Source organism: Bradyrhizobium macuxiense (assembly GCF_007993935.1).
GTDB classification, from domain to species: domain Bacteria; phylum Pseudomonadota; class Alphaproteobacteria; order Rhizobiales; family Xanthobacteraceae; genus Bradyrhizobium; species Bradyrhizobium macuxiense_A.
Genome location: NZ_VITY01000002.1, coordinates 200,135 through 221,724 on the forward strand (window position 1 = coordinate 200,135; position 21,590 = coordinate 221,724).

Annotated in this window: 19 protein-coding genes; 6 read left to right on the forward strand and 13 right to left on the reverse strand. The window is 65.4% G+C overall.

The window, feature by feature from the left end; translation table 11 throughout:
* Positions 1–60: 60 nt before the first annotated feature.
* The 7 genes from FBZ93_RS05155 to FBZ93_RS05185 form a co-directional block, all read right to left on the reverse strand.
* Complete coding sequence (locus FBZ93_RS05155) at positions 61–1,302, reverse strand: ABC transporter substrate-binding protein (RefSeq protein ID WP_146984886.1); 1,242 nt, start codon at positions 1,300–1,302, stop codon at positions 61–63.
* Positions 1,303–1,343: 41 nt separating this feature from the next.
* Complete coding sequence (locus tag FBZ93_RS05160) at positions 1,344–2,825, reverse strand: ATP-binding cassette domain-containing protein (protein WP_146984887.1); 1,482 nt, start codon at positions 2,823–2,825, stop codon at positions 1,344–1,346.
* Positions 2,825–3,751 (reverse strand): branched-chain amino acid ABC transporter permease, encoded by a 927-nt coding sequence (locus tag FBZ93_RS05165; RefSeq protein WP_146984888.1) that lies wholly within the window; start codon positions 3,749–3,751, stop codon positions 2,825–2,827. The genes FBZ93_RS05160 and FBZ93_RS05165 overlap by 1 nt, the downstream gene beginning before the upstream one ends.
* Position 3,752: 1 nt before the next feature.
* Entirely contained in the window at positions 3,753–4,628 is an 876-nt protein-coding gene (locus FBZ93_RS05170; RefSeq protein WP_050424320.1) for a branched-chain amino acid ABC transporter permease, read from the reverse strand.
* A 94-nt stretch (positions 4,629–4,722) separates the two neighbouring features.
* On the reverse strand, positions 4,723–5,946 hold the full coding sequence (locus FBZ93_RS05175) for an ABC transporter substrate-binding protein (protein ID WP_146985360.1): 1,224 nt from the start codon (positions 5,944–5,946) through the stop codon (positions 4,723–4,725).
* 500 nt (positions 5,947–6,446) lie between these two features.
* Entirely contained in the window at positions 6,447–8,042 is a 1,596-nt protein-coding gene (locus tag FBZ93_RS05180) for an MDR family MFS transporter (RefSeq protein ID WP_146984889.1), read from the reverse strand.
* A 180-nt stretch (positions 8,043–8,222) separates the two neighbouring features.
* Positions 8,223–8,744: a YcgN family cysteine cluster protein gene (locus FBZ93_RS05185; RefSeq protein WP_146984890.1), complete on the reverse strand. Its 522-nt coding sequence runs from the start codon at positions 8,742–8,744 to the stop codon at positions 8,223–8,225.
* A 289-nt stretch (positions 8,745–9,033) separates the two neighbouring features.
* Here FBZ93_RS05185 and FBZ93_RS05190 point away from each other — a divergent pair, with 289 nt between their 5' ends.
* Genes FBZ93_RS05190 through FBZ93_RS05200 form a run of 3 tightly spaced genes read left to right on the forward strand, consistent with a single transcriptional unit; the run spans position 9,034 to position 12,510 of the window.
* Positions 9,034–11,319: a transglycosylase domain-containing protein gene (locus tag FBZ93_RS05190; RefSeq protein WP_146984891.1), complete on the forward strand. Its 2,286-nt coding sequence runs from the start codon at positions 9,034–9,036 to the stop codon at positions 11,317–11,319.
* Between the two features lies 1 nt (position 11,320).
* Positions 11,321–11,899: a DUF1214 domain-containing protein gene (locus tag FBZ93_RS05195; RefSeq protein WP_050424324.1), complete on the forward strand. Its 579-nt coding sequence runs from the start codon at positions 11,321–11,323 to the stop codon at positions 11,897–11,899.
* Positions 11,896–12,510, forward strand: a complete 615-nt coding sequence (locus FBZ93_RS05200) for a DUF1254 domain-containing protein (RefSeq protein WP_146984892.1) — start codon at positions 11,896–11,898, stop codon at positions 12,508–12,510. Before FBZ93_RS05195 ends, FBZ93_RS05200 begins: the two co-directional genes overlap by 4 nt.
* Here the strand turns inward: FBZ93_RS05200 and FBZ93_RS05205 are convergent.
* Both FBZ93_RS05205 and FBZ93_RS05210 read right to left on the reverse strand, forming a co-directional pair.
* Positions 12,507–13,622, reverse strand: a complete 1,116-nt coding sequence (locus tag FBZ93_RS05205) for a helix-turn-helix transcriptional regulator (RefSeq protein WP_167528932.1) — start codon at positions 13,620–13,622, stop codon at positions 12,507–12,509. The genes FBZ93_RS05200 and FBZ93_RS05205 overlap by 4 nt on opposite strands.
* A 174-nt stretch (positions 13,623–13,796) precedes the next feature.
* Positions 13,797–14,636 carry an MBL fold metallo-hydrolase gene (locus tag FBZ93_RS05210; protein ID WP_146984894.1) on the reverse strand — a complete coding sequence of 280 codons (840 nt, stop codon included), beginning with the start codon at positions 14,634–14,636 and terminating at the stop codon, positions 13,797–13,799.
* 91 nt (positions 14,637–14,727) lie between these two features.
* Between FBZ93_RS05210 and FBZ93_RS05215 the strand changes: the two genes are divergently transcribed.
* Positions 14,728–15,588, forward strand: a complete 861-nt coding sequence (locus FBZ93_RS05215; RefSeq protein WP_146984895.1) for a LysR family transcriptional regulator — start codon at positions 14,728–14,730, stop codon at positions 15,586–15,588.
* Here FBZ93_RS05215 and FBZ93_RS05220 read toward each other — a convergent pair.
* Together FBZ93_RS05220 and FBZ93_RS05225 are read right to left on the reverse strand one after the other, a co-directional pair.
* Complete coding sequence (locus FBZ93_RS05220) at positions 15,585–16,352, reverse strand: hypothetical protein (RefSeq protein ID WP_146984896.1); 768 nt, start codon at positions 16,350–16,352, stop codon at positions 15,585–15,587. The genes FBZ93_RS05215 and FBZ93_RS05220 overlap by 4 nt on opposite strands.
* Positions 16,353–16,368: 16 nt before the next feature.
* Positions 16,369–16,563, reverse strand: a complete 195-nt coding sequence (locus FBZ93_RS05225; RefSeq protein WP_024579523.1) for a hypothetical protein — start codon at positions 16,561–16,563, stop codon at positions 16,369–16,371.
* A 255-nt stretch (positions 16,564–16,818) separates the two neighbouring features.
* Between FBZ93_RS05225 and FBZ93_RS05230 the strand changes: the two genes are divergently transcribed.
* On the forward strand, positions 16,819–17,790 hold the full coding sequence (locus FBZ93_RS05230; protein WP_167528933.1) for a DUF2336 domain-containing protein: 972 nt from the start codon (positions 16,819–16,821) through the stop codon (positions 17,788–17,790).
* 93 nt (positions 17,791–17,883) lie between these two features.
* Here the strand turns inward: FBZ93_RS05230 and FBZ93_RS05235 are convergent, their stop codons facing one another.
* Both FBZ93_RS05235 and FBZ93_RS05240 read right to left on the reverse strand, forming a co-directional pair.
* Positions 17,884–18,990 (reverse strand): NADH:flavin oxidoreductase, encoded by a 1,107-nt coding sequence (locus FBZ93_RS05235; RefSeq protein ID WP_146984898.1) that lies wholly within the window; start codon positions 18,988–18,990, stop codon positions 17,884–17,886.
* Between the two features lie 337 nt (positions 18,991–19,327).
* Positions 19,328–19,672, reverse strand: a complete 345-nt coding sequence (locus tag FBZ93_RS05240; protein ID WP_076862342.1) for a DUF1491 family protein — start codon at positions 19,670–19,672, stop codon at positions 19,328–19,330.
* Between the two features lie 224 nt (positions 19,673–19,896).
* On the opposite strand from FBZ93_RS05240, the gene FBZ93_RS05245 reads away from it, so the two are divergent.
* Positions 19,897–21,540, forward strand: a complete 1,644-nt coding sequence (locus tag FBZ93_RS05245; RefSeq protein WP_146984899.1) for an ankyrin repeat domain-containing protein — start codon at positions 19,897–19,899, stop codon at positions 21,538–21,540.
* Positions 21,541–21,590 lie beyond the last annotated feature (50 nt).

The following is a 21,590-nucleotide window of genomic DNA, read 5'->3' on the forward strand; positions in this document are numbered from 1 at the left end:
GATAGATGGATTGCTTCGTCGCTTTGCTCCTCGCAATGACGATGCTGTTCCGATTCTGCCTTACTGCGACAGCTTCACGAAGTCCGGAAACTTCAGCTTCCCTTCCGCGATCGCCTTCGGCCAGACCGTGATCTGCTTGCCGTTCTGCCACTGGAACACGAGGCCGGTGACGGCGCCCGGGCCGGACTTGATGCCGTGGGTGAACTCGTCGTTCTTGCCGTAGAACTGGATCTTGCCGATCGTGCCCTCGAAGTCGGTCTTCTCGAGCTCGGCGACCATTTTGTCCGGATCGGTCGAGCCGGCGCGCTGGATCGCTTCCGCGATGATGTAGACCTCGTCATAGGCGGTGTAGCCGGTATAGGCCGGCGGGGTGCCGAACTTGGCCTTGAAAGCGGCCGCGAACGGTTTTGTCTTTGGCGTCACCGCAACATCGGGCGTCGCCACCGCGAGCGAAGGCACGCCTTCAGCAGCGCCGTTGGTGTCGCCCCAGAACGTCGGGCTCAGCGCCTGCGCGCTGATGCCGAACATCGGGATCGGCACCTGCTGGTTCTTCCACTGCACGGTCGGCTGCACGCCGACATGGGAGATGCCGGTGACGATCACGTCGGGCTTGGCGGCTTCCATCTTGTTGAAGATCGGCGTGAAGTCGGTGGTGTCGGGCGAGAAGCGGATGTGCTCGACCACCTTCAGGCCGGCCTTCGGCAGGCAGGCCTCGTAGCCGACGTCGAGCGGCTTGGTCCAGGCCGCGTCCTCGCTCATGATCGCCACCGACTTGAACTTGAGCTGGTCGACCAAGAGCTCCTTGGCCGCGTCGCAGACGAGCTGCGCCTGCGCGGCCGAGGTCAGGTAGCCGTGGAAGGTGTACTTGTTCTTCTCATAGTCGTTGTGGATCGCCTTGGTGATCTCGTTCGAGGCGGCGCCGGGCGTGATCAGCGGCATCTTCAGTCGCGCGGCCCACGGCTCGAGCGCCAGCACGACCTCGCTGATGTAGCTCGCGATCACGGCCGAAACCTTGTCCTCGCTCACCGCGCGCTGGAAGGCGCGCACCGAATCGGCCGACGAGCTCTTGTTGTCGTAGGTGACGATCTCGATCTTGCGGCCCATCACGCCGCCCTTGGCGTTGATCTCGTCGGCCGCGATCTGCGCGCCGCCCGGCGTTGCCGCACCGGCGATCGACTGCACCTCGGCGATGACGCCGATCTTGATCGGATCCTTGGACTGCGCATAGGCCGGTGCCGCGAGGCAGAGCGCGAGCGCAGTCGCCAGCAGGCTCCCGCGGATGGCGGTTGAATATCCTGACATGATCATCTCCCTTTGCTTTGTTATTTTTCAATCGTCGAACGTCAGAGGAAGTCTTTGCCGGCCTCCGTGGCGAACCGGCCCGGATCGCCCTCCCAGACGATCCGCGCGTGCTCCAGCACATAGACGCGGTCGGCATGCGGAAGCGCGAAGGTCACGTTCTGCTCGCCGAGCAACACCGTGATCTTGGTGGTCTGGCGCAGTCTCTCCAACGCCTTCGACAGCAGTTCGAGGATCACTGGCGCAAGGCCAAGCGTCGGCTCGTCCAGGATCAGGATCTGCGGCTGCATCATCAGCGCGCGGCCGATCGCCAGCATCTGCTGCTCACCGCCGGACAGCGTCTGCGCCATCTGGCCTTGCCGCTCCTTCAGGATCGGGAACAGCTCGAACAGCCAGGCGAGCTGCTTGGCTCGCGCCGCATCGTCGAGATGCTGGCCGCCGAGATCGAGATTCTCCCGCACCGTCATCTCGCCGAACAGTTCGCGCGATTCCGGGCACTGCACGAGGCCCGAGCGGGCGATCTTCGCAGGTCCGGTGCCGCGCAGTGGCTGCCCGCCGCGCAGGATCTCGCCGCTATAAGGCAGGAAGCCCGAGATGGTGTTGAACAGCGTGGTCTTGCCGGCGCCGTTCAGCCCGACGACGGAGACGAACTCGCCCTCATGGACGTGGATCGAGACGTTCTCCAGCGCCTGCGCCTTGCCGTAATGCACGCTGACATTCTCGACCTGGAGCAGCGGCACCTTGTCCTTGAACGAGGTCTCGGGCCGCGCATGGGTCTCGATCGCGCCGCCGAGATAGACCCGCCGAACGGTTTCGTTCTTCATCACGTCCTCGGCGCGGCCGGTCGTGATCTCCTCGCCGAGATACATCGCAAGCACGCGGTCGACCAGCGCCGCGACGCTCTTGACGTTGTGGTCGACCAGCATCACCGCGCGTCCCTCGTCGCGGAAGCTGCGGATCAGCTGCGAGAACACGCCGACCTCGGCGCTGGTCAGGCCGGCGAAGGGCTCGTCGACCAGCACGACTTTCGGATCGCGCGCGATCGCCTTCGCCAGCTCCAGCCGGCGCAGATCGGCGAATGGCAGGGTCGGCGGGCGGCGGTCCATCACCGCCCCCAGGCCGACGCGCTCGGCGATCCATTTGGCGCGCTCGGTCAGCGCCTTGTCGGGAAACAGCATGAACAGGCTGTCGGGCAGCAGCGCGACCATGATGTTCTCGAGCACCGTCTGCCGGTTCAGCGGCCGCGAGTGCTGGAACACCATGCCGAAACCCTTGCGCGCGATCTTGTGCGCCGGCAGGCCCGCAACATTCTCGCCCTCGAACAGCACCTCGCCCGCACTCGGGCGCTCGATGCCCATGACGCTCTTCATCGCGGTCGACTTGCCGGAGCCGTTCGGCCCGATCAGGCCAAGGATCTCGCCGGGTCGCAGCTCGAAGCTCAGATTCTTCACCGCGGTCAGGCCGCCGAACCGCTTGGTCAGGCCGCGAACCGCGAGCGTCGGAGTTTTTGTCACAGTCTGGTCCATCAGGAGCGCGCCTCGCGTGACAGGGCCGCTCCGAGGAAACCGCCGGGGAAGAACAGGACGACGAGCAGCGCCACCGCCGAGACGATGAAGGTCGCAAGCTCGCCGGTCGGACGCAGGAACTCGCCGGCCACGATCAGGAATATCGCGCCGAGCGCGGCACCCAGCACCGTGCGCCGACCCCCGAGCACGGCTGACACGATCACGTTCACGCCGACCGCGACGTCGACCACGGTACCGACCGAGGCGGTGCCGAAGTAGAACACCAAGAGTGCCCCCGACAGGCCGGAGAAGAACGCGCTGACGATGAAGGCCGCGAGCTTGTGCTTGACGATGTTGAAGCCGAGCGCGCCGGCTTGCACCGGGTCCTGACCGCTCGCCTGCAGCACGAGGCCGACCGGCGATTGCGACAGGCCATACAGGATGGCCGCGCTGATCGTCATGAAGCCGAGCGCGATCCAGTAATTGGCGCCGGCATTGATGGTGATGACGTCGGGGATCGTCAGCCCGATCTCGCCGCCGGTGAGGTCAGCGAACACGACGACGAAGTTCTGCAACATCAAGACCGCGACCAGCGTGGTCAGGCCGAAATACGGTCCCCTCACCCGCAGCGCCGGCAGCGCCAGCACGAAGCCCGCGACGACAGACGCCAGCGCGCCGAGCAGGATGCAGACATAGACCGACCAGCCGAACTGGTTGTTGAGGATGCCGGCCGTGTAGGCGCCGGTACCGATCAGGAAGGTCGGCCCGAAATTGACCTCGCCGGCGAAACCGAACAGCAGGTCCCAGGCCATCGCGAACACGCCGAAATAGAACGCGACCGTGAGCAGCCCGAGGATGTAGCCCGAGACGTAGAGCGGCAGCGTCGCGGCAACCACCACGCAAACCAGCGAAATGAAGAACAGGCGCGAGGAGAAGAAGTTGGCCATCTCAGCGCCTCCCGAGCAGGCCTTGAGGCCGGATATACATCACGAAGACAAGCAGCAGCAGCGCCGGAATGGTGCGGTAGGCCGGCGAAATCATGTAGGCGGTGATGGTCTCGAGATAGCCGACGACGAAGGCCGCGATCAGCGAGCCCGAGACGCTGCCGAGGCCGCCGAGCACCACGATCGAGAACGCGCTCGCCGTCAGCGGCCCGACGCTGTAGGAGCTGACACCGAGGAACATGCCGAGCAGCACGCCGGCGATGCCGGCCAGGATGCCGTAGATGCCCCACACCACGATGTAGATCTGGGTGAGCTCGAGCCCGAGCAGCGTGACGCCGCGCGGGTTCATCGAGGCGGCCAGCACCGCCTTGCCGGTCCGGGTGCGGTTCACCAAGAGCCACAGCAGGCCGATCACGAGGCAGCACACCAGCGCGGTGAAGATGTTGTTGCGCGGGGTGCGGTTGCCGAAGATATCGACGACGCCCTCGACGATCGGCAGCACCGTCTTGGCGTTGTTGGTGAAGAAATAGGCGATCAGCTCCTGGATCATGATGCCCCACAGCAAGGTGCCGGTGAGGACGAAGATTTCCTTCTCCTCGTTGGGGATCCGCGTCGAATTCTGGATCGGCTTCACGACCGCGAAATAGGTTGCGAACGACACGATCAGCGCCACGCCGACACCGAACAGCGCACCGGTGTAGATGTCGAGATGCAGCACGCTGGCCGCGGCCCAGGCCGCGACCGCTGCGGCCACCATGATGGCACCGTGGGAGAGGTTGAGAACGCCGGAGACACCGAAGATCAGGGTGAAGCCGGTAGCGCCGAGCGCATAGAGCGCGCTGATGGCAAAGCCATCGATCAGGATTTGTAAGGCAAGCATCTCATATCGGCCGCGGCAGCAGGGCTGCCTGTTGTGGAGGACGCGGAACTGAATAGGGATGCTCCCGGGAACGGCCCGGGAGCATTGTCGTCAGTCAGTTCGTGGTGAGCTTGATGAAGCTCGGGAACTTGAGGTCGCTCTTGGCGACCTCCTTCGGCCAGACCGCGACCTGCTTGCCGCCCTGCCACTGCAGCATCAGTCCGGTGATCAGGCCCTTGCCGTACTTGATCGAATGGGTGAACGGATCGTCCTTGCCGTAGAACTGGACGCGCCCGATGGTGCCTTCCCAATCGGTCTTCTCCAGCGCGTCGACCATCTTGTCGGCCTCGACCGAGCCGGCGCGCTTCACCGCATCCGCGATGTAGTAGACCTCGTCGTAGGCGGTGTAGCCCGCATAGGACGGATAGTTGCCGTAGCGCTTCTTGAAGCCTTCTGCGAACGGCACCGACTTCGGCGTCACCGCGACGTTCGGGCCCGACACGCCCTGATACAGCACGCCTTCCGCCGCATCGTTGGTGTCCTTGCCGAAAGTCTCGTTGGTCGCCTGCGAGGAAATGCCGAACATCGGGATCGGCACCTGCTGGTTCTTCCACTGCACCGTCGGCTGCACGCCGACATGCGAGATGCCGGTGATGATCACGTCGGGCTTGGCGGCTTCGACCTTGTTGAAGATCGGCGTGAAGTCGGTGGTGTCGGGCGAGAAGCGGATATGGTCGACGACCTTGAGCCCGATCTTCGGCAGGCATTCCTCGTAGCCGACATCGAGCGGCTTGGTCCAGGCCGCGTCCTCGCTCATGATGACCGCGGTCTTCATGTGCTTCTGATCGACCAGGAGCTCCTTGGCGGCGTCGCAGACCGACAGCGCCAGCGCCGCCGAGGTCAGATAGCCGTGGAAGGTGTACTTGTTCTTCTCGTAATCGGCGTGGACGCTCTTGCTGATCTCGTTGGAGGCGGCACCGGGCGTGACGAACGGCGTCTTCAGACGCGAAGCCCAGGGCTCGAGCGCCAGCACCACCTCGCTGATGTAGCTCGAGATGACGACGTTGACCTTGTCCTCGTTGACCGCGCGCTGGAACGCGCGCACCGAATCCGCCGAGGATGAGTGATTGTCGTAGGAGACGATTTCGATCTTGCGGCCGTCGATGCCGCCCTTGGCGTTGATCTCGTCGGCGGCCAGTTGCGCCGCCTGCGGGATCGAGGCACCGGCAATCGCCTGCGCTTCGGCAATCACGCCGATCTTGAGGGTGTCGGCGGCCTGCGCCCCGACGGGCGCGAGCGCGACAAGGCCCAAAGCGGCTGCTCCGGCGAATTGCTGCATCGCATGAAATGGCAGTCGCGATGTTCTTGTCACTCTGTTTCTCTCCTCTTGTTGTTTTTCGGCTGCTTCGAGCTCTTGGGGGCGGACTATAGCCGCGACAAAATGCGCAGCAAGTGAAACTGCGCGCAGATCGCCATGCGCGGACGGCAACTAAAGTAGTGGGTCGGCGCCGGCAGGCTGAATAAATTTGAGGCAGCGCGGGGAATAAAATCGTGGGGCGCTCGTCATTGCGGGGCGCGCAAAGCGAGAGCCCGGAATGACGAGGAGATAGCGGCAGCCCCCTGCCACTCGTTGTCGTCCCTGCGAAAGCAGGGACCCATAACCACAGATCGCTTTTGTTGCGCGATGATGGAACGACGAGTCCCGTTCATAACACCGGCCGCGGCGTATGGGTCCCTGCTCCCGTGCGCAATTGCGCACTAGGCAGGGACGACAGAGGTGAGGCTGGCGACGTCACGGAAACGTCCAGCGACCGCGCGGGACAACGGCTGCTGGCGCCCCTACTCCGCCATCTCAGCCGGCGGGCGCGCGGCAGGACCGGCGAGCGGGCGCTCTTCCATCGTGATCATGCAGATCGAGGCGGTGGTCAGCAGCACGGCTGCGGCGCCGAACACGTAGCGGAACGCATGGATCATGTCGGCCATCGGGATCGCGCTCACGGTGCTAGCCGCCGCGGCGTGATGCTCGCCGGCGAGCGAGATGTCGGTGCCGAGCGTCATCAGCAGGATCGTGGTGAAGGCGGCGACCGTGAAGGACGCCATCATGGCGCGGAAGAAGTTCATCGCGCCGGTCACGGTGCCGACCTGCGGCCGTGCCACGGCGTTCTGCAGCGACACCACGCTGATCGGGAATGTGGTGCCGAGCCCGAGCGCGAACACGCTCATCAGCGTCAGCAAGCCCCACAGCGGCAGCGTCGTCACCGCCATGCCGATGGCACAGATCGCGGCCACCGAGGTGCCGACGATAGCGACACGCTTGTAGTGCTTGGCCTTCGCCATGGTGCGGCCGGCGATCGCCGCACCAAAGGTCGAGATCGCCGCGAGCGGGATCAGCGCAAGGCCGGCCTCGCTGGCGGTGAGGTGGTAGACCACCTCGTAATAGAGCGGCAGATGCACCGTGAGCCCAACCATGGCGCCGAGCGCGCAGCCGCCCGCGCCCATCGCGAACGGCACCACCGAGCCGCCGAGCAGCGACAGCGGCAGGAACGGCTCGTCGGCACGGCGCGCATGCCAGACGAAGGCGCCGGCGAGCGCGATCGAGGCGCCGATCATCGCGGTGATGGTCGGCGACAGCCAGGACAGCCGGGTGCCGCCCCAGGTCAGCACCAGCATCAGCACCACGGCCGAGGCCATCAGCAGCACGCCGCCGAGCCAGTCGACCTTACGCTTGCGGTGGAACACCGGAATCTTGCTCATCTTCGGCAGCAGCAGCGCCAGCGCGGCGGCTGCGAGCGGCAAGTTGATCCAGAAGATCATCGACCAGTGCAGATGCTCGGCGAACACACCGCCGACCACCGGGCCGAGAATGCCGCCGGCCATCCAGACGCTGGAGAAATAGGCCTGATAGCGTCCACGTTCGCGCGGCGTGACGACGTCGGAGATGACGGTCTGGACCACCGGCATGATGCCGCCGCCACCGAGCCCTTGCAGGCCGCGGGCAATGATCAGCATGGTCATGCTGGGCGCGATCGCGCATAGCACCGAGCCGACCACGAACAGGCTGAGCGAGGTGATGATCATGACGCGGCGGCCGTAGATGTCGCTCAGTGTGCCGAACACAGGCGCCACCGCGGTGGAGGCGAGAAGATAGGCCGTGATCACCCAGGACAGATTGGTGACGTCGTGAAACTGGCGCCCGATCGTCGGCAGCGCGGTCGCGACGATGGTCTGGTCGAGCGCGGCCAGGAACATCGTCAGCATCAGGCTGATCACGATGGTGCGGACTTCATCCGGATTGAGCGGTGCCGGCGGCGCCAGTGGCGGCGCATCGCTGAGTTCGATCACCTCGCTCGGGAGATGGGACAGCTCTTCGGCAATGTCGTCAGGCAATGTGGATTGGTCGGCAGGAAAACGGCTCTGCCGTTCATACTTGTTCATTTGGGGCGTAATGCTGCTGCGCGGGCGCGTCCCGCGATGGAATCATTCTCTGGTCCGCAACTTATGCAGCAATTGCCTGCTGAGGCAGGCACCTCAGCGCATGGGTGCATCCCGCAGCGATGTTCTCGCGACGTCGTGATCGCGGAAGCTCCGGCGACGTCATCATGACGTTCTGAAAATCTACTTGGAGGGCTTCGGCCGCTTCTTCAATTGTGCCCGTTTCGGCAGCAAGGCCGGCCAGCGCACGATGTGATCCTCGAGATCGGCGTCGTTGACATCGATCTCGGTGCCCTCGACCCGCCCGCGCACCGAGACCCCGGCCTCATGAACGGTGTTGGGATCGCCGGAGATCAGGGGATGCCACCAATAGAGGTCGCGCCCCTCGGCCACGAGGCGGTAGCCGCAGCTCGGCGGCAGCCAGTTCAGGGTGCGGACGTTTTCGGGCGTGAGGCGGACGCAATCCGGAACCTGCTCGGAGCGGTTCGCATAGTCCTTGCAGGCGCACAGGCCGGCATCGAGCAGCTTGCAGGAGATATGGGTGAAGTAGATCTTCCCGGTGTCCTCGTCCTCGAGCTTCTCCAGGCAGCAGCGTGCGCAGCCGTCACACAGGCTTTCCCATTCGGCGTTGGACATCTCCTCCAACGTCTTGGTTTTCCAGAAGAATCCTTCCTGGCCCGACGGGCGCTTGGGCGGTGCGGTCATGCTGTCCCTGAAATGGCAATAAAGCTCTTCTTGGGACGCCAGCGGCCCCTCCGCAAGGGGGTGGTATTGCGGGGTCGAAAAAGCCGGTGGGCAGCGTTAGGGCTTTCATTAAATTCGCAAGCCGCGCCATTGGTTTATGGCAGCCGCTCGGATAGAACGTGGAACGAGTCCCCAACGACGCAAAAGCGCCTTGGGATTGCCGCAACATCGAAGCAAGACGCTGGCCTGTGCCCGTTTCGGGCGCCCGCAGCGCTGTCGAAACTGATCAAGGGTCCGGTCCTTTCAGATCATGCCGTCGCATTGGAAACAGAAGGTCCGGAACTTCTTCCTGGACCTCGATGCGCGTATCGACTCGACGCTGTTCTCGTCGGGCAAGGGCCTGCGCGAGCTCTACGAGCGCTATTCCACCTTCATGGACCGCTTCTATGTCGGCCATTGGAAGCGCTGGGTGTTCATCGAGCCGCTGTCGGAGGCCGCGACCATCGGGCTCGGCGGCATGATCCTGATGCTGACGCTGGCGATCCCGGCGTTCCGCGAGACCGCCGACGAGGACTGGCTGAAGAAGTCCGACCTCGCGGTGACCTTCCTCGACCGCTACGGCAACCCGATCGGCAGCCGCGGCATCAAGCATAACGACTCGATCCCGCTGGAAGACTTTCCGGACAATCTGATCAAGGCGACGCTCGCGACCGAAGACCGCCGCTTCTACGACCATTTCGGCATCGACGTACCGGGCCTCGCCCGCGCGCTCGTCACCAATGCGCAGGCCGGCGGCGTCCGCCAGGGCGGTTCGTCGATCACCCAGCAGCTCGCCAAGAACCTGTTCCTGAACAACGAGCGCACTATCGAGCGTAAGGTGAAGGAAGCCTTCCTCGCCATTTGGCTCGAGACGCGGCTGACCAAGAACGAGATCCTGAAGCTCTATCTCGACCGCGCCTATATGGGCGGCGGCACCTTCGGTGTCGACGGCGCCGCACATTTCTACTTCAACAAGTCGGTGCGCGACGTGAATCTCGCGGAAGCCGCTATGCTCGCCGGCCTGTTCAAGGCGCCGACCAAATACGCCCCGCACATCAACCTGCCGGCGGCGCGCGCCCGCGCCAACGTCGTGCTCGACAATCTGGTGGATGCCGGCTTCATGACCGAGGGCCAGGTGTTCGGTGCCCGCCGCAACCCGGCGGTCGCGGTCGACCGGCGCGACGAGAATTCCCCGAACTACTATCTCGACTACGCTTTCGACGAGATGCGCAAGCTGGTCGACACTTTCCCGAAATCCTACACCGAGCGCGTCTTCGTGGTCCGCACCGCGATCGACATGAACGTCCAGAAGGCGGCCGAGGAAGCGATCGAGAACCAGCTCCGCCAGTTCGGCCGCGACTATCACGCGACGCAGGCCGCGACCGTGGTGTCCGATCTCGACGGCGGCATCCGCGCCATGGTCGGCGGCCGCGACTACGGTGCGAGCCAGTTCAACCGCGCCACCGACGCATACCGGCAGCCGGGTTCGTCGTTCAAGCCTTACGTCTACACCACGGCGCTGCTGAACGGCTTCACGCCGAACTCGAAGATTGTCGACGGCCCGGTCTGCATCGGCAATTGGTGCCCGCAGAACTATGGCCATTCCTATTCGGGTCAGGTCACGCTGACCCAGGCGATCACCCGCTCGATCAACGTGGTGCCGGTCAAGCTCTCGATCATGCTCGGCGGCAAGGAAGGCCCCAAGGCCGGCCGCGCAAAGATCGTCGAGGTGGCGCGCCGCTTCGGCCTCAAGGCGCCGTTGCCGGATACGCCGTCGCTGCCGATCGGCTCCGACGAGGTCACGGTGCTGGAGCACGCAGTGGCCTATGCGACCTTCCCGAACCGCGGCAAGGCGGTGACGCCGCATTCGGTGCTCGAGGTACGCACCGGCGCCGGCGATCTGGTGTGGCGCTGGGACCGCGACGGGCCGAAGCCGCGGCAGGCCATTCCGCCGAACATCGCCGCCGACATGGCCGGCATGATGAGCCACGTGGTCAGCGAAGGCACCGCGCGCCGCGCCGCGCTCGACGGCATTCCGACCGCGGGCAAGACCGGCACCACCAATGCCTATCGCGACGCCTGGTTCGTCGGCTACACCGGCAACTTCACCTGCGCGGTGTGGTACGGCAATGACGACTATTCGCCGACCAACCGCATGACCGGCGGCTCGCTGCCGGCGCAGACCTGGCACGACATCATGGTCGCCGCGCATCAGGGCGTGGAAGTGCGCGAGCTCAACGGCGTCGGCATGGGCCAGAAACTGCCGCCGCAGCCGGCGCAGGCCAATGCCCAGGCCAACGCCGCGCCGCGCGTGCTGGAAACCAAGCCGGGCCCGCCGCCGGTGCTGACCAAGCGCGGCGCGGATATCCTGGTACGGGTCGAGAAGCTGCTCGACGACGCTGCCAGAACGGCTGAGAAGACCACCGGCAAGACCACGCTGAACGAGCCTGCGAAGACCGGCAAGGCGGAATCCTCGAGCGCGCTGGCGTTCCCCGAAAACTACGTTGCCGCGGCCGGGCCGGATGGCGCGACGGCACCTGCGCCACGCAAGAACTGACGTGCGGCTGCTCCTCACCACCCTGTTGGCACTCGTCATCGCCACCGCCGTCGGCCTCGGCCTGACCTACGCGACGGCAACGCGCGGCACCGATCTCGGCACGCTGAAGATCGGCGCCTGGACCGCGCGGCCGAAGAACGGCACCTCCGACGTCGACCCCTATTCGCGCGCCACCATCGCGCGCAGCGGCGAGCTGCCGATCGGCACCGGCGACGGCATCGCGTTCTCGGCAACCACTGACGACAAGAACAAGCCGCTCGACGGCCGCTGCGACATCGTCGTCAGCGGCGTGACGCCGGCGGCGCGGTTCTGGACGCTGACGCTGTTCGACCGCAAGGGCCACCTCGTCGCGAACTCGCTGCAGCGCTACGGCTTCACCAGCCAGGAGATCATGCGCGCCTCCGACGGCACGTTCGAGATCCACATCGCCTCGCGCTCGCGCGCCGGCAACTGGTTGCCGACCGGCGGCATCGAGCGCTACGCGCTGATGCTGCGGCTCTACGACACGCCGGTCGGGGTTGCGACCCGCACCCAGCGCGACGCGCCGATGCCCTCGATCGCAACGACGGGCTGCCCATGATCCGGGTGCTGTTCACGATCCTCGCAGGCGTGCTGCTCGGCGGCGTGGTGCATCTCGTCAGCGTGCTGGCGCTGCCGCGCATCGCCTCGCAGGACGCCTATTCGCGGCTCACGCCGATGACCAAGCTCAACGAGGTGACGCAGCTGCCGCTGGCCGACCCGAGCCACTCGCCGATGCCGCTGATGGATCCGGCCTTCGCGGTCGCGATCTGCCGCTACGATCTCTCGACCGGGCCGCTCAAGCTCACCGTGCCGGTCAGCCAGGCCTACACTTCGGTGTCGTTCTACACCCGCAACGAGGTCGCCTATTACGCGATCAACGATCGCTCCGCCGGCAAGAAGGTGATCGAGCTCGACCTGATGACGGAAGCGCAGCACAACGAGCTGCCGGAGGACGAGGAAGTCACCGCCGCCGACCGGCTGATCATCGACTCGCCGACCTCGACCGGCCTGATCCTCCTGAAGGCGCTGGCGCCTGAGCCCGGCCTGATGCCGCAGGCGCAGGCCTCGCTCGCGGCCTCATCCTGCAAGGTGCAGACCGAGCCGGTTGCGGCCAAGCAGGAAGCGCCGCTGCCAGCTCCGGCCCCGCCGCCGGCGGCACGCAAACGCTAGCCGGCGACCGTCAGTTTCGGGATGGCGCCGAGCAGCGCGACGACATCCCGTTGGCTGTGCGTTCCCGTCTTGGCAAACACCGCTTTGACCTGGTTGCGGATCGTTGCGCGGCTTAGCCCGTGAAGCGCCGCGATATCACCGATCGTCTGTCCCTGCACGATGCCGCGGGCAACACGCGCTTCGCTGGGAGAGAGATCGAAGAGTCCGCGAATGAGCGCAAGGCTCGGCGCCTGGGGTGCCGTAACCGGCGTCACGATCAGGATGCCCACCGCCCCATCGAAAAGATCGCGGGCTTCGCCGGGCATCGACACCAGATGAACAACCACGCGGTCCTGATTGTCTGCGCGGCACGCCGCAAAGGAACGCACGCCCTTGTCAAGCGGCGACCCCAGCTGGGACAAACCGGCACGCAGGAGGGCGTCAGCCGCGGCGTCTCTCATCGCGATACGGTCCCCGGGGAGCCAGCGCAAGACGTCCGTCATCCCTTCGATCAAGGCGTTCGCCACCAGAACACGTCCGGATCGTTCAATCGCCAACGCCGGCAGATCGACGAGCGCCAGAGCCTCGGTCGCCGCCTGCATCCGCGCCAGACGCCAGCGCGTCGCCAGCAGGCTAGCCCGCGCGAGATGGGGACGAAACCGGTCAAGAAAATCGAGATCCTGCCGCGAAAAGGCCGGCTGGCCTGCGAGTCTTTCCATATGAAACACGACGAGCTCGCCGGAGGGACTATGGACGGCGGTCGCGCAGGCGTGCTCGAAACCCCACTTCTTGTTCCACTCCGTCCGATACGGATCGCGTTCCCATTCCTCTAGCGTGAAGACGTCTTGTTCGCTGACGAAACCAGGGTGATCCCGTGCCAGCAGCCTCGGGGTCGTCTCGGTACGACTGGACAGCCCCTCGCTGATGAAGGCCGAGAATGCCTCTTCGATCGATGGTGACATCACCACGCCATTCCAGACACCGCTCCACCGATCGCTGCCCGAGCTGATCATCACCATGCCGTGGGCGCCGCCGGCATGCGCAATGTCTTCCAGAACGTCCGGCCACAGGTCTGGAACGACAGCAGCCTCATGGATCCGATCCACGATGCGCTCGAAGTCAATGTCCGTCATTGCCACCCCCATCCGCCCCAAGACAATCGACGTCAAACAAACAGCCGGCGCAACTCCGCCCAAATACTGGCATCTCCATTGCCCGAATTTCAATCAGCAAGGTGGATGCAACGATCGCACCAGCATCGCTGGCAAGTTCTGCGACGCAGGTCAAGTACGGGCCGCGCGGTCAAATCAAACAGCGAGCGCGTGTCGGCCGCAACGGCAGGTCTCGTAGTCGACGGGATCGTGGCTGTTGACGATCGTGACATCGGAGCCATGCGCCGACTTCAGCTGGCGCAAACGCTCCTGGTTCTGGATCCGCGTCGCGCGATCCATATCCGCTCGGCGCTGGAACAGGCCGAGTACCAGCGGGATCCGCGGCCTGGCATCGAGCTGCGCGTGATGGAAATAGGCATCACCGGCGTGCAGCAGCCATCTCCCCTTGTCGCGCACCGCGATGCCGCAATGGCCGAGCGTGTGGCCCGGCAGCGGGATCATCAGAATGTCCGGCTCGCGGTCACCAAGCGCGCGCACACCCCTGAATCCGAACCAGTCCTCGCCATCAGCGCCGTAGAACGTCCAGTCCGGCCCATGCTTCCATTGCGCCGTGATGTAGCGTCCTTGCGGCGGTGTAACCTGATGCGTCACCGCCATATCGTATTCCTTGCGATGGACGTGCACCTTGGCTTTCGGAAAGTCCGGCACGCCGCCAGCGTGATCGCGATCGAGATGCGTGAGCAACAGATGGCGCACATCATCGGGCGAGAAGCCCAGCGCCTTCACCTGACGGACGGCGGTCTCGGCCGGATCGAGTCGCGGCGTGGTCTGCCGCACCCATTTGCGCCCGAGCCGCGGCGGGTCGCCGATGTCGTCGAGCCCGATACCGGTGTCGACCAGCACGAGGCCGTCATTGCTCTCGACGAGCAGGCAATGACAGACCATCCGCGCCCGCTGGAAGATGCTGCCGCTGCCGTTGACGAGCCGTTTTCCGATCGGGCACATCGTGCCCGTGTTGAGATGATGGATGCGCATGACAAATCCTCCGCTGACGCCGGCGCAGGCTTGCCACTCGCATTTCCATAGGTAAAATATTGTCTTTCTATCTATACGATAGGATAGGCCTATGGATATCCGCGAACTCCGTTATTTTGCCGCGGTCTACCGCGAGCGCAATCTGACCGCTGCGGCGAAGCGCTGCTTCATCTCGCAACCCTCGATCTCCGCGGCGATCACCAATCTCGAGGCCGAGCTCGGCACCACGCTGTTCATCCGGCACAAGAAGGGCATGGCGCCGACGGAATCTGCCGCGCAGTTTCACGGCATCGCCCGCAAGATCATCGACGACGCGGACGCGGCGCGAAACCTGTTTCGCAAACCGGCGACGAAGCAGGCGCTGACGCTCGGTCTGTTGCGGACACTCGATCAGGCCCGGACCATCGCCCTGCTGAAGCCGCTGACCGGCAACGTCGATCTCGCGCTTCGGCTGGTCGGCGCCAGCCAAAAGTCCGACGCGCGGATCGTCGCAAGAACCATGATCGGCCCCGGCGAGCACTTCATCCCGCTGTGGAGCGAGCGCTATGTCGCGGCACTGCCGCCGTCGCATCCCCTCACCCTCAAGGAGACGCTGCGAACCACCGACTTCGCCGGCGTTCCGAGGATCGATCGCTGCCATTGCGAGCAGCAGGAGTTTTTCAAGCGCACCGCGCCGCCGCGCAAGCCGGTGGCGATCGCGGAATCGGAGGAATGGGCGATGGCGCTGGTCGCGGCCGGGGTTGGCGTGGCGATCGTCCCCGAAGGCGTGGCCCGCGGCAATCCGGATGTGGCGGTGCGTGCGATCGATGTCGACGTGACGCGCCAGGTCGGCCTCGCCTACCCTTCAGCGCATCCGCCCTCCGATGCGCTGAAGGAGTTCATTGCGAGCCTGCCGCGGCAGGCCGACAGCCGCCGCGGCGGGTCCGCGATCAAGAAGGTGAAACGGGCCTAGCCCTTCGTCACCACGGCCTGCCCCGTGACCGGCCCGGAGACCAGCGGCGCATTGGCGGTGAGCCGGGCGAGTTCGTTGATCTGGCGTTCGGCATCCGCGGCCATGCCGTCGGGCGCCTGGATCACCAGCCGCTCCAGCGCCCAGCGATAGGACGAGATCCGCCGCTCGAGGGCCTGCTGGACCCACTGCACGATCAGCGTGTTCTCTTCCATCCGCGCCAACGCATCGGCCCGCTCGCGCGGCGACACGTCGGCGATCATGTTGAGGCTGGCACTACGCTTGCGGTCGAGCTCGATCACCTGGATCGCGGTGGCGAAGAAAGGCTCGAACCGGGTGATGTCGTCGCGTACCTGGTCAATCAGCAGCGAATAGCGCGAGGCGAACGAGCGATGCGGTTCGTCGATCAGGTTGCGACCATACGCGGTGCGATCGAACACCGCCTTCTGCCGCCACGGCGAAGGAAGCGGCTGGTAGTCGCCAAACACGCTCTTCCACGCCGGGCGCGACAGCGGCGGCTCGACGAACTGATAGGCGAGATCGCGCAGCTGGCGTTCGTGCTCGGTGAGCTGGAATTGCGAGGCATTCTTGCCGACGCTGCCGGTCGCCTCGGCGCCCATCCAGCGATGCATGTCGTCGTTGCGGAAGTCGGCGCGGGTGCGCCCGAAATCGCCGCCGCTGCAGCCCGCGAGCGCCGCGCCCGCCAGCAGCAGGATCAGCGCCGGGAGTGACCGCCGAACGACGGTCCGCTGCACAGGCTTGGGCATTGCACGCTGTCCGCGATCAGGAGCGGCGTCGGCGCCGGCGGCCCTGCGCAGTGCCCTGCTCCGGTCCGCGACCACCGCCGGTCTCCTCCGTCGTTCGCTCGATCCGGACGACGGGAAGGATCAGCACGGTCCCCATGCCTTCGCCGGCAGCACCGGCCATGCTCGGCCGCCGTGCAGCCGCATCTGCCGGAAACTCAACGATGGTGCCCATGTTCCGTTCTCTCTGGCCCCGCACGGACATGATTTGCCCCGCGCACGCCGAGTTAAGAACGGGCATGGTTAATGACATCTTAAACTGCCGATACGGACGGTTACGGATATGGCGCTGTGCCTTAATAGACACGCGCAAATTCGAGCGTTCGCCTTCACGGCTTGTTTTCCTTAACTGCGTCTTAAAACAGCCTGCGTAGGCTCGCTGCCACAGGGTTTTCAAACTGAATCTTACTGGCAAGTCGCGTACGCCGAGATGAGCGCAGCTCCGCTATTTCCTGGTTTCGATGGGCTGATGACGCTCTCCCGTCGTGAGGGCGTCGATATCCGCCCCACTCTGCTGCGCGTCCTGACCGACCTCTATGTGCAGGCCAGCGCACACTCCGCCGATGAAGAGCGCCAGTTCGTCGAGCTGACGTCGCGCCTGATCGACGAGGTCGACGACGCGACCCGCGCCGCGGTCCGCGCGCGGCTTGCGATCTATCCGGCAACGCCCGCCAGGATCATGGACAAACTCGGGCTGCGGCGCGCCGGACCGGACCAGCCGATGCCGGCTGCCGCAGCCATTGCCCCGCCCGCAGCGTCACCGCCGGCGGCGAGGATTCCAACCGAGGCCGAGCAGCGGATGGCGGCGAGCCTCGCGATGCGGCCGAATGATGCCGCCGAAATCTCCGACATGTTCTTTACCGCCAGCGCTAAGGAACGCGCGCAGATCCTGCACAATCTGCAGGAGACGCCGCTGAAGGCCGCGGCACGGATTCCGGCCGCCCGCGCCGCGCGCGCGATCCATATCCTGGAGATGGCGGCGTTTGCCGAGGACCTCGACAACTTCACGCTCGAACTCGGCGAAGCGCTGATCCTGCCGTCGCGGATCGCCACCGACGTCGTCAACGATCCCGGCGGCGAGCCGCTCGCCTGCGCCATGCGGGCGCTCGACGTGTCGAGCGCCGCGTTCCAGCGCATCCTGATGTTCCTCAATCCGGAAGCCGGCTCGTCGGTCAACTATGTCTACCGTCTGTCACGGCTCTACGATCGCCTCAGCGAGCGCTCGGCGCTGGTGATGCTGGCGGCCTGGCGCGGCTCGACCATGGCGGTGGCCCGCAACAAGTATCGCTCCGCGCTCTATGACGATGAGCGTCATCGCGTGCGCGCCGCGCCGCCGCAGACGCGATCCACGGTGCAACCGGGCAGCGCGCCCGCCATTCGCAATCAGAAATCCGGAAGCTAACGCGCGACCATTGCGTTCCAGCTTTATTGGGGGCATGCGTGGACTCGCTGGCGCGGCAAGCTCGCCGCGGCGCCCTGCCACCCGCCCCGCCGATTAACTCAGGGTGGCGAACGCGGCCGGCGTGAACTCGGCGACCTCGCGACCTTGCCGTACTTTCTCAAGCCAGGCGGCATCCTGCAGCAACGCGCGTCCGACCGCGACCAGGTCGAACTCGCCGCGTTCCAGCCGCCTGAGCAGTCCATCCAGCGGCGTGGATTGGGCGGTCTCGCCCGCCAAGGATGCGTAGACGTCGCCAGACAGGCCGACGGCGCCAACGGTTATCGCGGTGACCCCCGTGAGCTTCTTCGCCCAGCCGGCAAGATTCAGCTCCCGATCGATCTCGGGGAAAGCGGGCAGCCAGAACTTCGGCTGCGAGAGGTGGAAGGCATCCGCTCCGGCGTCGACAAGGACGGAAAGCCATTGTTCCAGCGCCTTCGGCGTCGCGGCCAACCGTGCACTGAAGTCTTTCGGCTTCCATTGCGAGAGGCGGAGAATCACCGGGAAGCCCGAGGTCACCACCGACCGGATTGCGTTCAGAATTTCGACCACGAAGCGAGAACGCTCGATGAGCGTCGAGCCACCGTATTCGTCGTCGCGCAAGTTGAGATGGTCGTAGAAGAACTGATTGATGAGATAGCCGTGCGCCCCCATCAGCTCTATGCCGTCGAAGCCGAGCCGCTCGGCATCCATTGCTGCCTTCGCGAACGCGTCGATGATGTCGGCCACGTCGGCCTCGCTCATCGGTTGATTGACGCGCTCGCCTGTCACCGAAAGCCCCGAGGGACTTTCATAGGGCGCAGGGGGTGTCCAGTCCGGTACCGCGTTCGAGAGCTTATGCCCCACATGAACCAACTGCGGCGCGATGCGCCCACCTGCCGCGTGAACCTCGTCCACCACTTTCTTCCAGCCGGCGAGCGCTGTCTCACCGTGGAAGTGGGGCATATCGGGCTCGTTGAGTGCAGCCGGACGACCGACCCCCGTTGCCTCCGTGATGATGAGACCGACGCCATTCTCTGCGCGGCGGCGATAATAGCCGGCGACCTCGGCGGTTGGTACACCGCCCGGAGACTTGGACCGCGTCATCGGAGCCATCACGACGCGGTTCGGCAGGTTCAGTGCGTTCAGGCGGTAGGATCTGAACAGGACGCCAAGACTGGACATGGGATGTTCCGGGGCGCAGAGAGAGCGACCGTCGCGATGGTGCCGGCGCATCTCCGATAGCCAAACCAGCGAAACGCCTGACGACGGCTTGCATCACGGCGTACCTAGGGCCGCGGACTGCCGAACGGGACTGCGCAATGCTCGACAACGGCTGTGCATCGGCGCACCACTCCGACCGACCGCGCTTCGCCTGGCTACGCCGCGCGGTCGCGAGGGGCTCGGCGGTCGTGTCCGGATCTGGTCCGAGCGCGAAGTCGTTGGATGTCGGGATTTGCGTCGCCGCTGTGGAGCAAGCGGCCATCAAATGCGCCTGCTTCCCCGGCAGCCGAGGCTGCGCCTAGGCCTTCGCCAGATCGAGAAAATGCCGTCCGGCGCGATCCTCGGTCTCGACGATCCAGGCGTCGGGATCGAAGCGCAGCTCCTTGGTCAATCGCTCCTCGACTGACGGCTCGGACACCGGCTGCGGCGCCGTCGGCACGAACAGCCGCTCGACCGGACGGCTGTCGTCATAGACCGTCTGCGGCGCCGGCGCGTACAGCATCGCGTTGCCATCCATCAGCGCCACCTTGACGAATACGGCACCGGCCTCTTCGGCGCCCTTCTTGCGGACCGCGCCGAACACGCCTTCGGTCTGGCAGCGGCGCAGATAGGCCGCAACCCAAATACTGGTTTTCAATCGCATGCGCCGACCTATAGGCCAGCGGCGCGGCCACGTCCAATTGTCACAGATGTCGTCACGCTGCGCGGGTTGACCGACACAATCGTCGCTCATATCCTTGCAGTTGCGGTGCAAGCCGCGCCCGGGTCCACGGGAAGGGTTGAACCCACTTGCACCGAATACGCGGCCAACGAAGCCTTTGTGCAGCCGGTTTTGTGGACCATCGGCGATGATGCACGGAGGTTGCCATGAACCGATCGCCCGCGCGATTGAATCTCGAACATCTGAAGAAGCAGGCTAAGGAGCTCATCCGCCTTTATCGGCGGCAGGCACCCGAAGCTTACGCCCGTTTCCGGCATGCGCTCCCCGCTGCGGCCGGGCGCAGCGACGCGCAAATCGCAGCACTCGATCTGCGGCTCCACGATGCGCAGTCCTGCGTCGCGCGCGATCTCGGCTTCGCCTCGTGGCCGGACCTGCGGCGCTATATCGAAGCACAATTGCCGCCGGGAAAAAGCAAGGCCCACCGTGTGCGGCGATGGCTGCAGCTGGTCTATGCCGCTGATGTCGCCGGCACCAGCGATCGCGCCAATCCGCGCGTCGCGGCGCGGATGCTTGCCGAGGATCCCGGACTTGTCGCCGATGATCCCTATCTCGCCTGCGCCATCGGCGACGAGGCGACGGTCCAGCGCACAGCGACCGGTGATCCCGCATGGGTCAACCGTCCCGGCGGTCCCCTAGAACTGCCGCCACTGGTCGCGGTCACGCATTCCAGCCTGCTGCAGATCCCGGAATTTCAGGCGCGACTGCATCGCTGCTCGCGCCTGCTGTTGCAGGCCGGCGCCGATCCCGACCAGCACATCAGCAGCCGCTGGCCGCCAGGATCGCTCGAGGCGCCCGATGACAGCAATCCGCTGTCCGCGCTCTATGGCGCCGCCGGGCAAAACCACGATCTCGAGTTGACCAGGCTGTTGCTCGAAGCCGGCGCCAATCCGAATGACAATGAATCGCTGTACCACTCGCTCGAAGGCTCCGTGACCACAGGCGTGCTGCTCGAACATGGCGCGCGGATCGCCGGTACCAACGCGATGTACAAGGTGCTCGATGACGAGAGCGTGGCGGCGCTCGAATTGCTGCTGCGGCATGGCGGCGATCCGAACGAACCCGCACGCAACGCGCCGTTGACCGATTGCGGTTCGCCGTTGATGTGGGCGATCCGGCGGCGGCGATCGCCAAGATGCATCGCGACGCTGCTCGACGCCGGCGCGGATCCGCATATCACGACACCGGACGGACTGAGCGCCTACCGCTACGCATTGCAGTTCGGCCTGACCGAAGTCGCCGGGTTGCTGCGCGAGCGCACCGGCGACGAGACGCTTGCCGACGACGAGCGGTTCGTTGCGGCGTGCGCGAGCGGCAACGAGAGCGAAGCACGGCGGCTCCGGGCCGCAAGGAGTGATCTTCCGGCTTCGCTTTCACCACAGCAGCTGCGGCTGCTTCCCGAGCTCGCCGGGGCAGGGGGCGATGATGCGGTGCGGCTGATGGTCAGGCTCGGCTGGCCCGTCGCGGTACGCGGCGGCGATTGGGATGCGTCGGCGCTCAATCACGCGGTATTCCGCGGCAATTCTGGGCTTACGCGCTTCCTGCTCGAGCACGGCGCAGAGTGGACCGAACAGCACGGCTTTGGCGACAACGTCTCCGGCTCGCTGTCGTGGGCCTCCTGCAATGAACCGATCAGCGGCGGCGATTGGGTGGGCTGCGCACAGGCGCTGCTCGATCACGGCATGCCGCACGCCACACCGGATCGCGACGATCCGGAATGGGTGCTGCTGGCCGGCCGCAAGAAGCTGTTCTCGGACGAGGTCAGAGACGTTCTACTGGGCGAAGCCGCCTGACGGCACGTCAATGTGTCGGATGCGAAATGGCCGGGCTCAAGCCCGGCCAA

Bases quoted from the DNA above. Each gene is read 5' to 3' on its own strand.
- FBZ93_RS05180 (WP_146984889.1), bottom strand. From the start codon at position 8,042: ATGAACAAGTATGAACGGCAGAGCCGTTTTCCTGCCGACCAATCCACA.
- FBZ93_RS05205 (WP_167528932.1), bottom strand. From the start codon at position 13,622: ATGACGGACATTGACTTCGAGCGCATCGTGGATCGGATCCATGAGGCT.
- FBZ93_RS05220 (WP_146984896.1), bottom strand. From the start codon at position 16,352: ATGCCCAAGCCTGTGCAGCGGACCGTCGTTCGGCGGTCACTCCCGGCG.
- FBZ93_RS05215 (WP_146984895.1), top strand. From the start codon at position 14,728: ATGGATATCCGCGAACTCCGTTATTTTGCCGCGGTCTACCGCGAGCGC.
- FBZ93_RS05170 (WP_050424320.1), bottom strand. From the start codon at position 4,628: ATGCTTGCCTTACAAATCCTGATCGATGGCTTTGCCATCAGCGCGCTC.
- FBZ93_RS05230 (WP_167528933.1), top strand. From the start codon at position 16,819: ATGAGCGCAGCTCCGCTATTTCCTGGTTTCGATGGGCTGATGACGCTC.
- FBZ93_RS05175 (WP_146985360.1), bottom strand. From the start codon at position 5,946: ATGCAGCAATTCGCCGGAGCAGCCGCTTTGGGCCTTGTCGCGCTCGCG.
- FBZ93_RS05185 (WP_146984890.1), bottom strand. From the start codon at position 8,744: ATGACCGCACCGCCCAAGCGCCCGTCGGGCCAGGAAGGATTCTTCTGG.
- FBZ93_RS05160 (WP_146984887.1), bottom strand. From the start codon at position 2,825: ATGGACCAGACTGTGACAAAAACTCCGACGCTCGCGGTTCGCGGCCTG.
- FBZ93_RS05155 (WP_146984886.1), bottom strand. From the start codon at position 1,302: ATGTCAGGATATTCAACCGCCATCCGCGGGAGCCTGCTGGCGACTGCG.
- FBZ93_RS05200 (WP_146984892.1), top strand. From the start codon at position 11,896: ATGATCCGGGTGCTGTTCACGATCCTCGCAGGCGTGCTGCTCGGCGGC.
- FBZ93_RS05225 (WP_024579523.1), bottom strand. From the start codon at position 16,563: ATGGGCACCATCGTTGAGTTTCCGGCAGATGCGGCTGCACGGCGGCCG.
- FBZ93_RS05190 (WP_146984891.1), top strand. From the start codon at position 9,034: ATGCCGTCGCATTGGAAACAGAAGGTCCGGAACTTCTTCCTGGACCTC.
- FBZ93_RS05210 (WP_146984894.1), bottom strand. From the start codon at position 14,636: ATGCGCATCCATCATCTCAACACGGGCACGATGTGCCCGATCGGAAAA.
- FBZ93_RS05240 (WP_076862342.1), bottom strand. From the start codon at position 19,672: ATGCGATTGAAAACCAGTATTTGGGTTGCGGCCTATCTGCGCCGCTGC.
- FBZ93_RS05245 (WP_146984899.1), top strand. From the start codon at position 19,897: ATGAACCGATCGCCCGCGCGATTGAATCTCGAACATCTGAAGAAGCAG.
- FBZ93_RS05235 (WP_146984898.1), bottom strand. From the start codon at position 18,990: ATGTCCAGTCTTGGCGTCCTGTTCAGATCCTACCGCCTGAACGCACTG.
- FBZ93_RS05165 (WP_146984888.1), bottom strand. From the start codon at position 3,751: ATGGCCAACTTCTTCTCCTCGCGCCTGTTCTTCATTTCGCTGGTTTGC.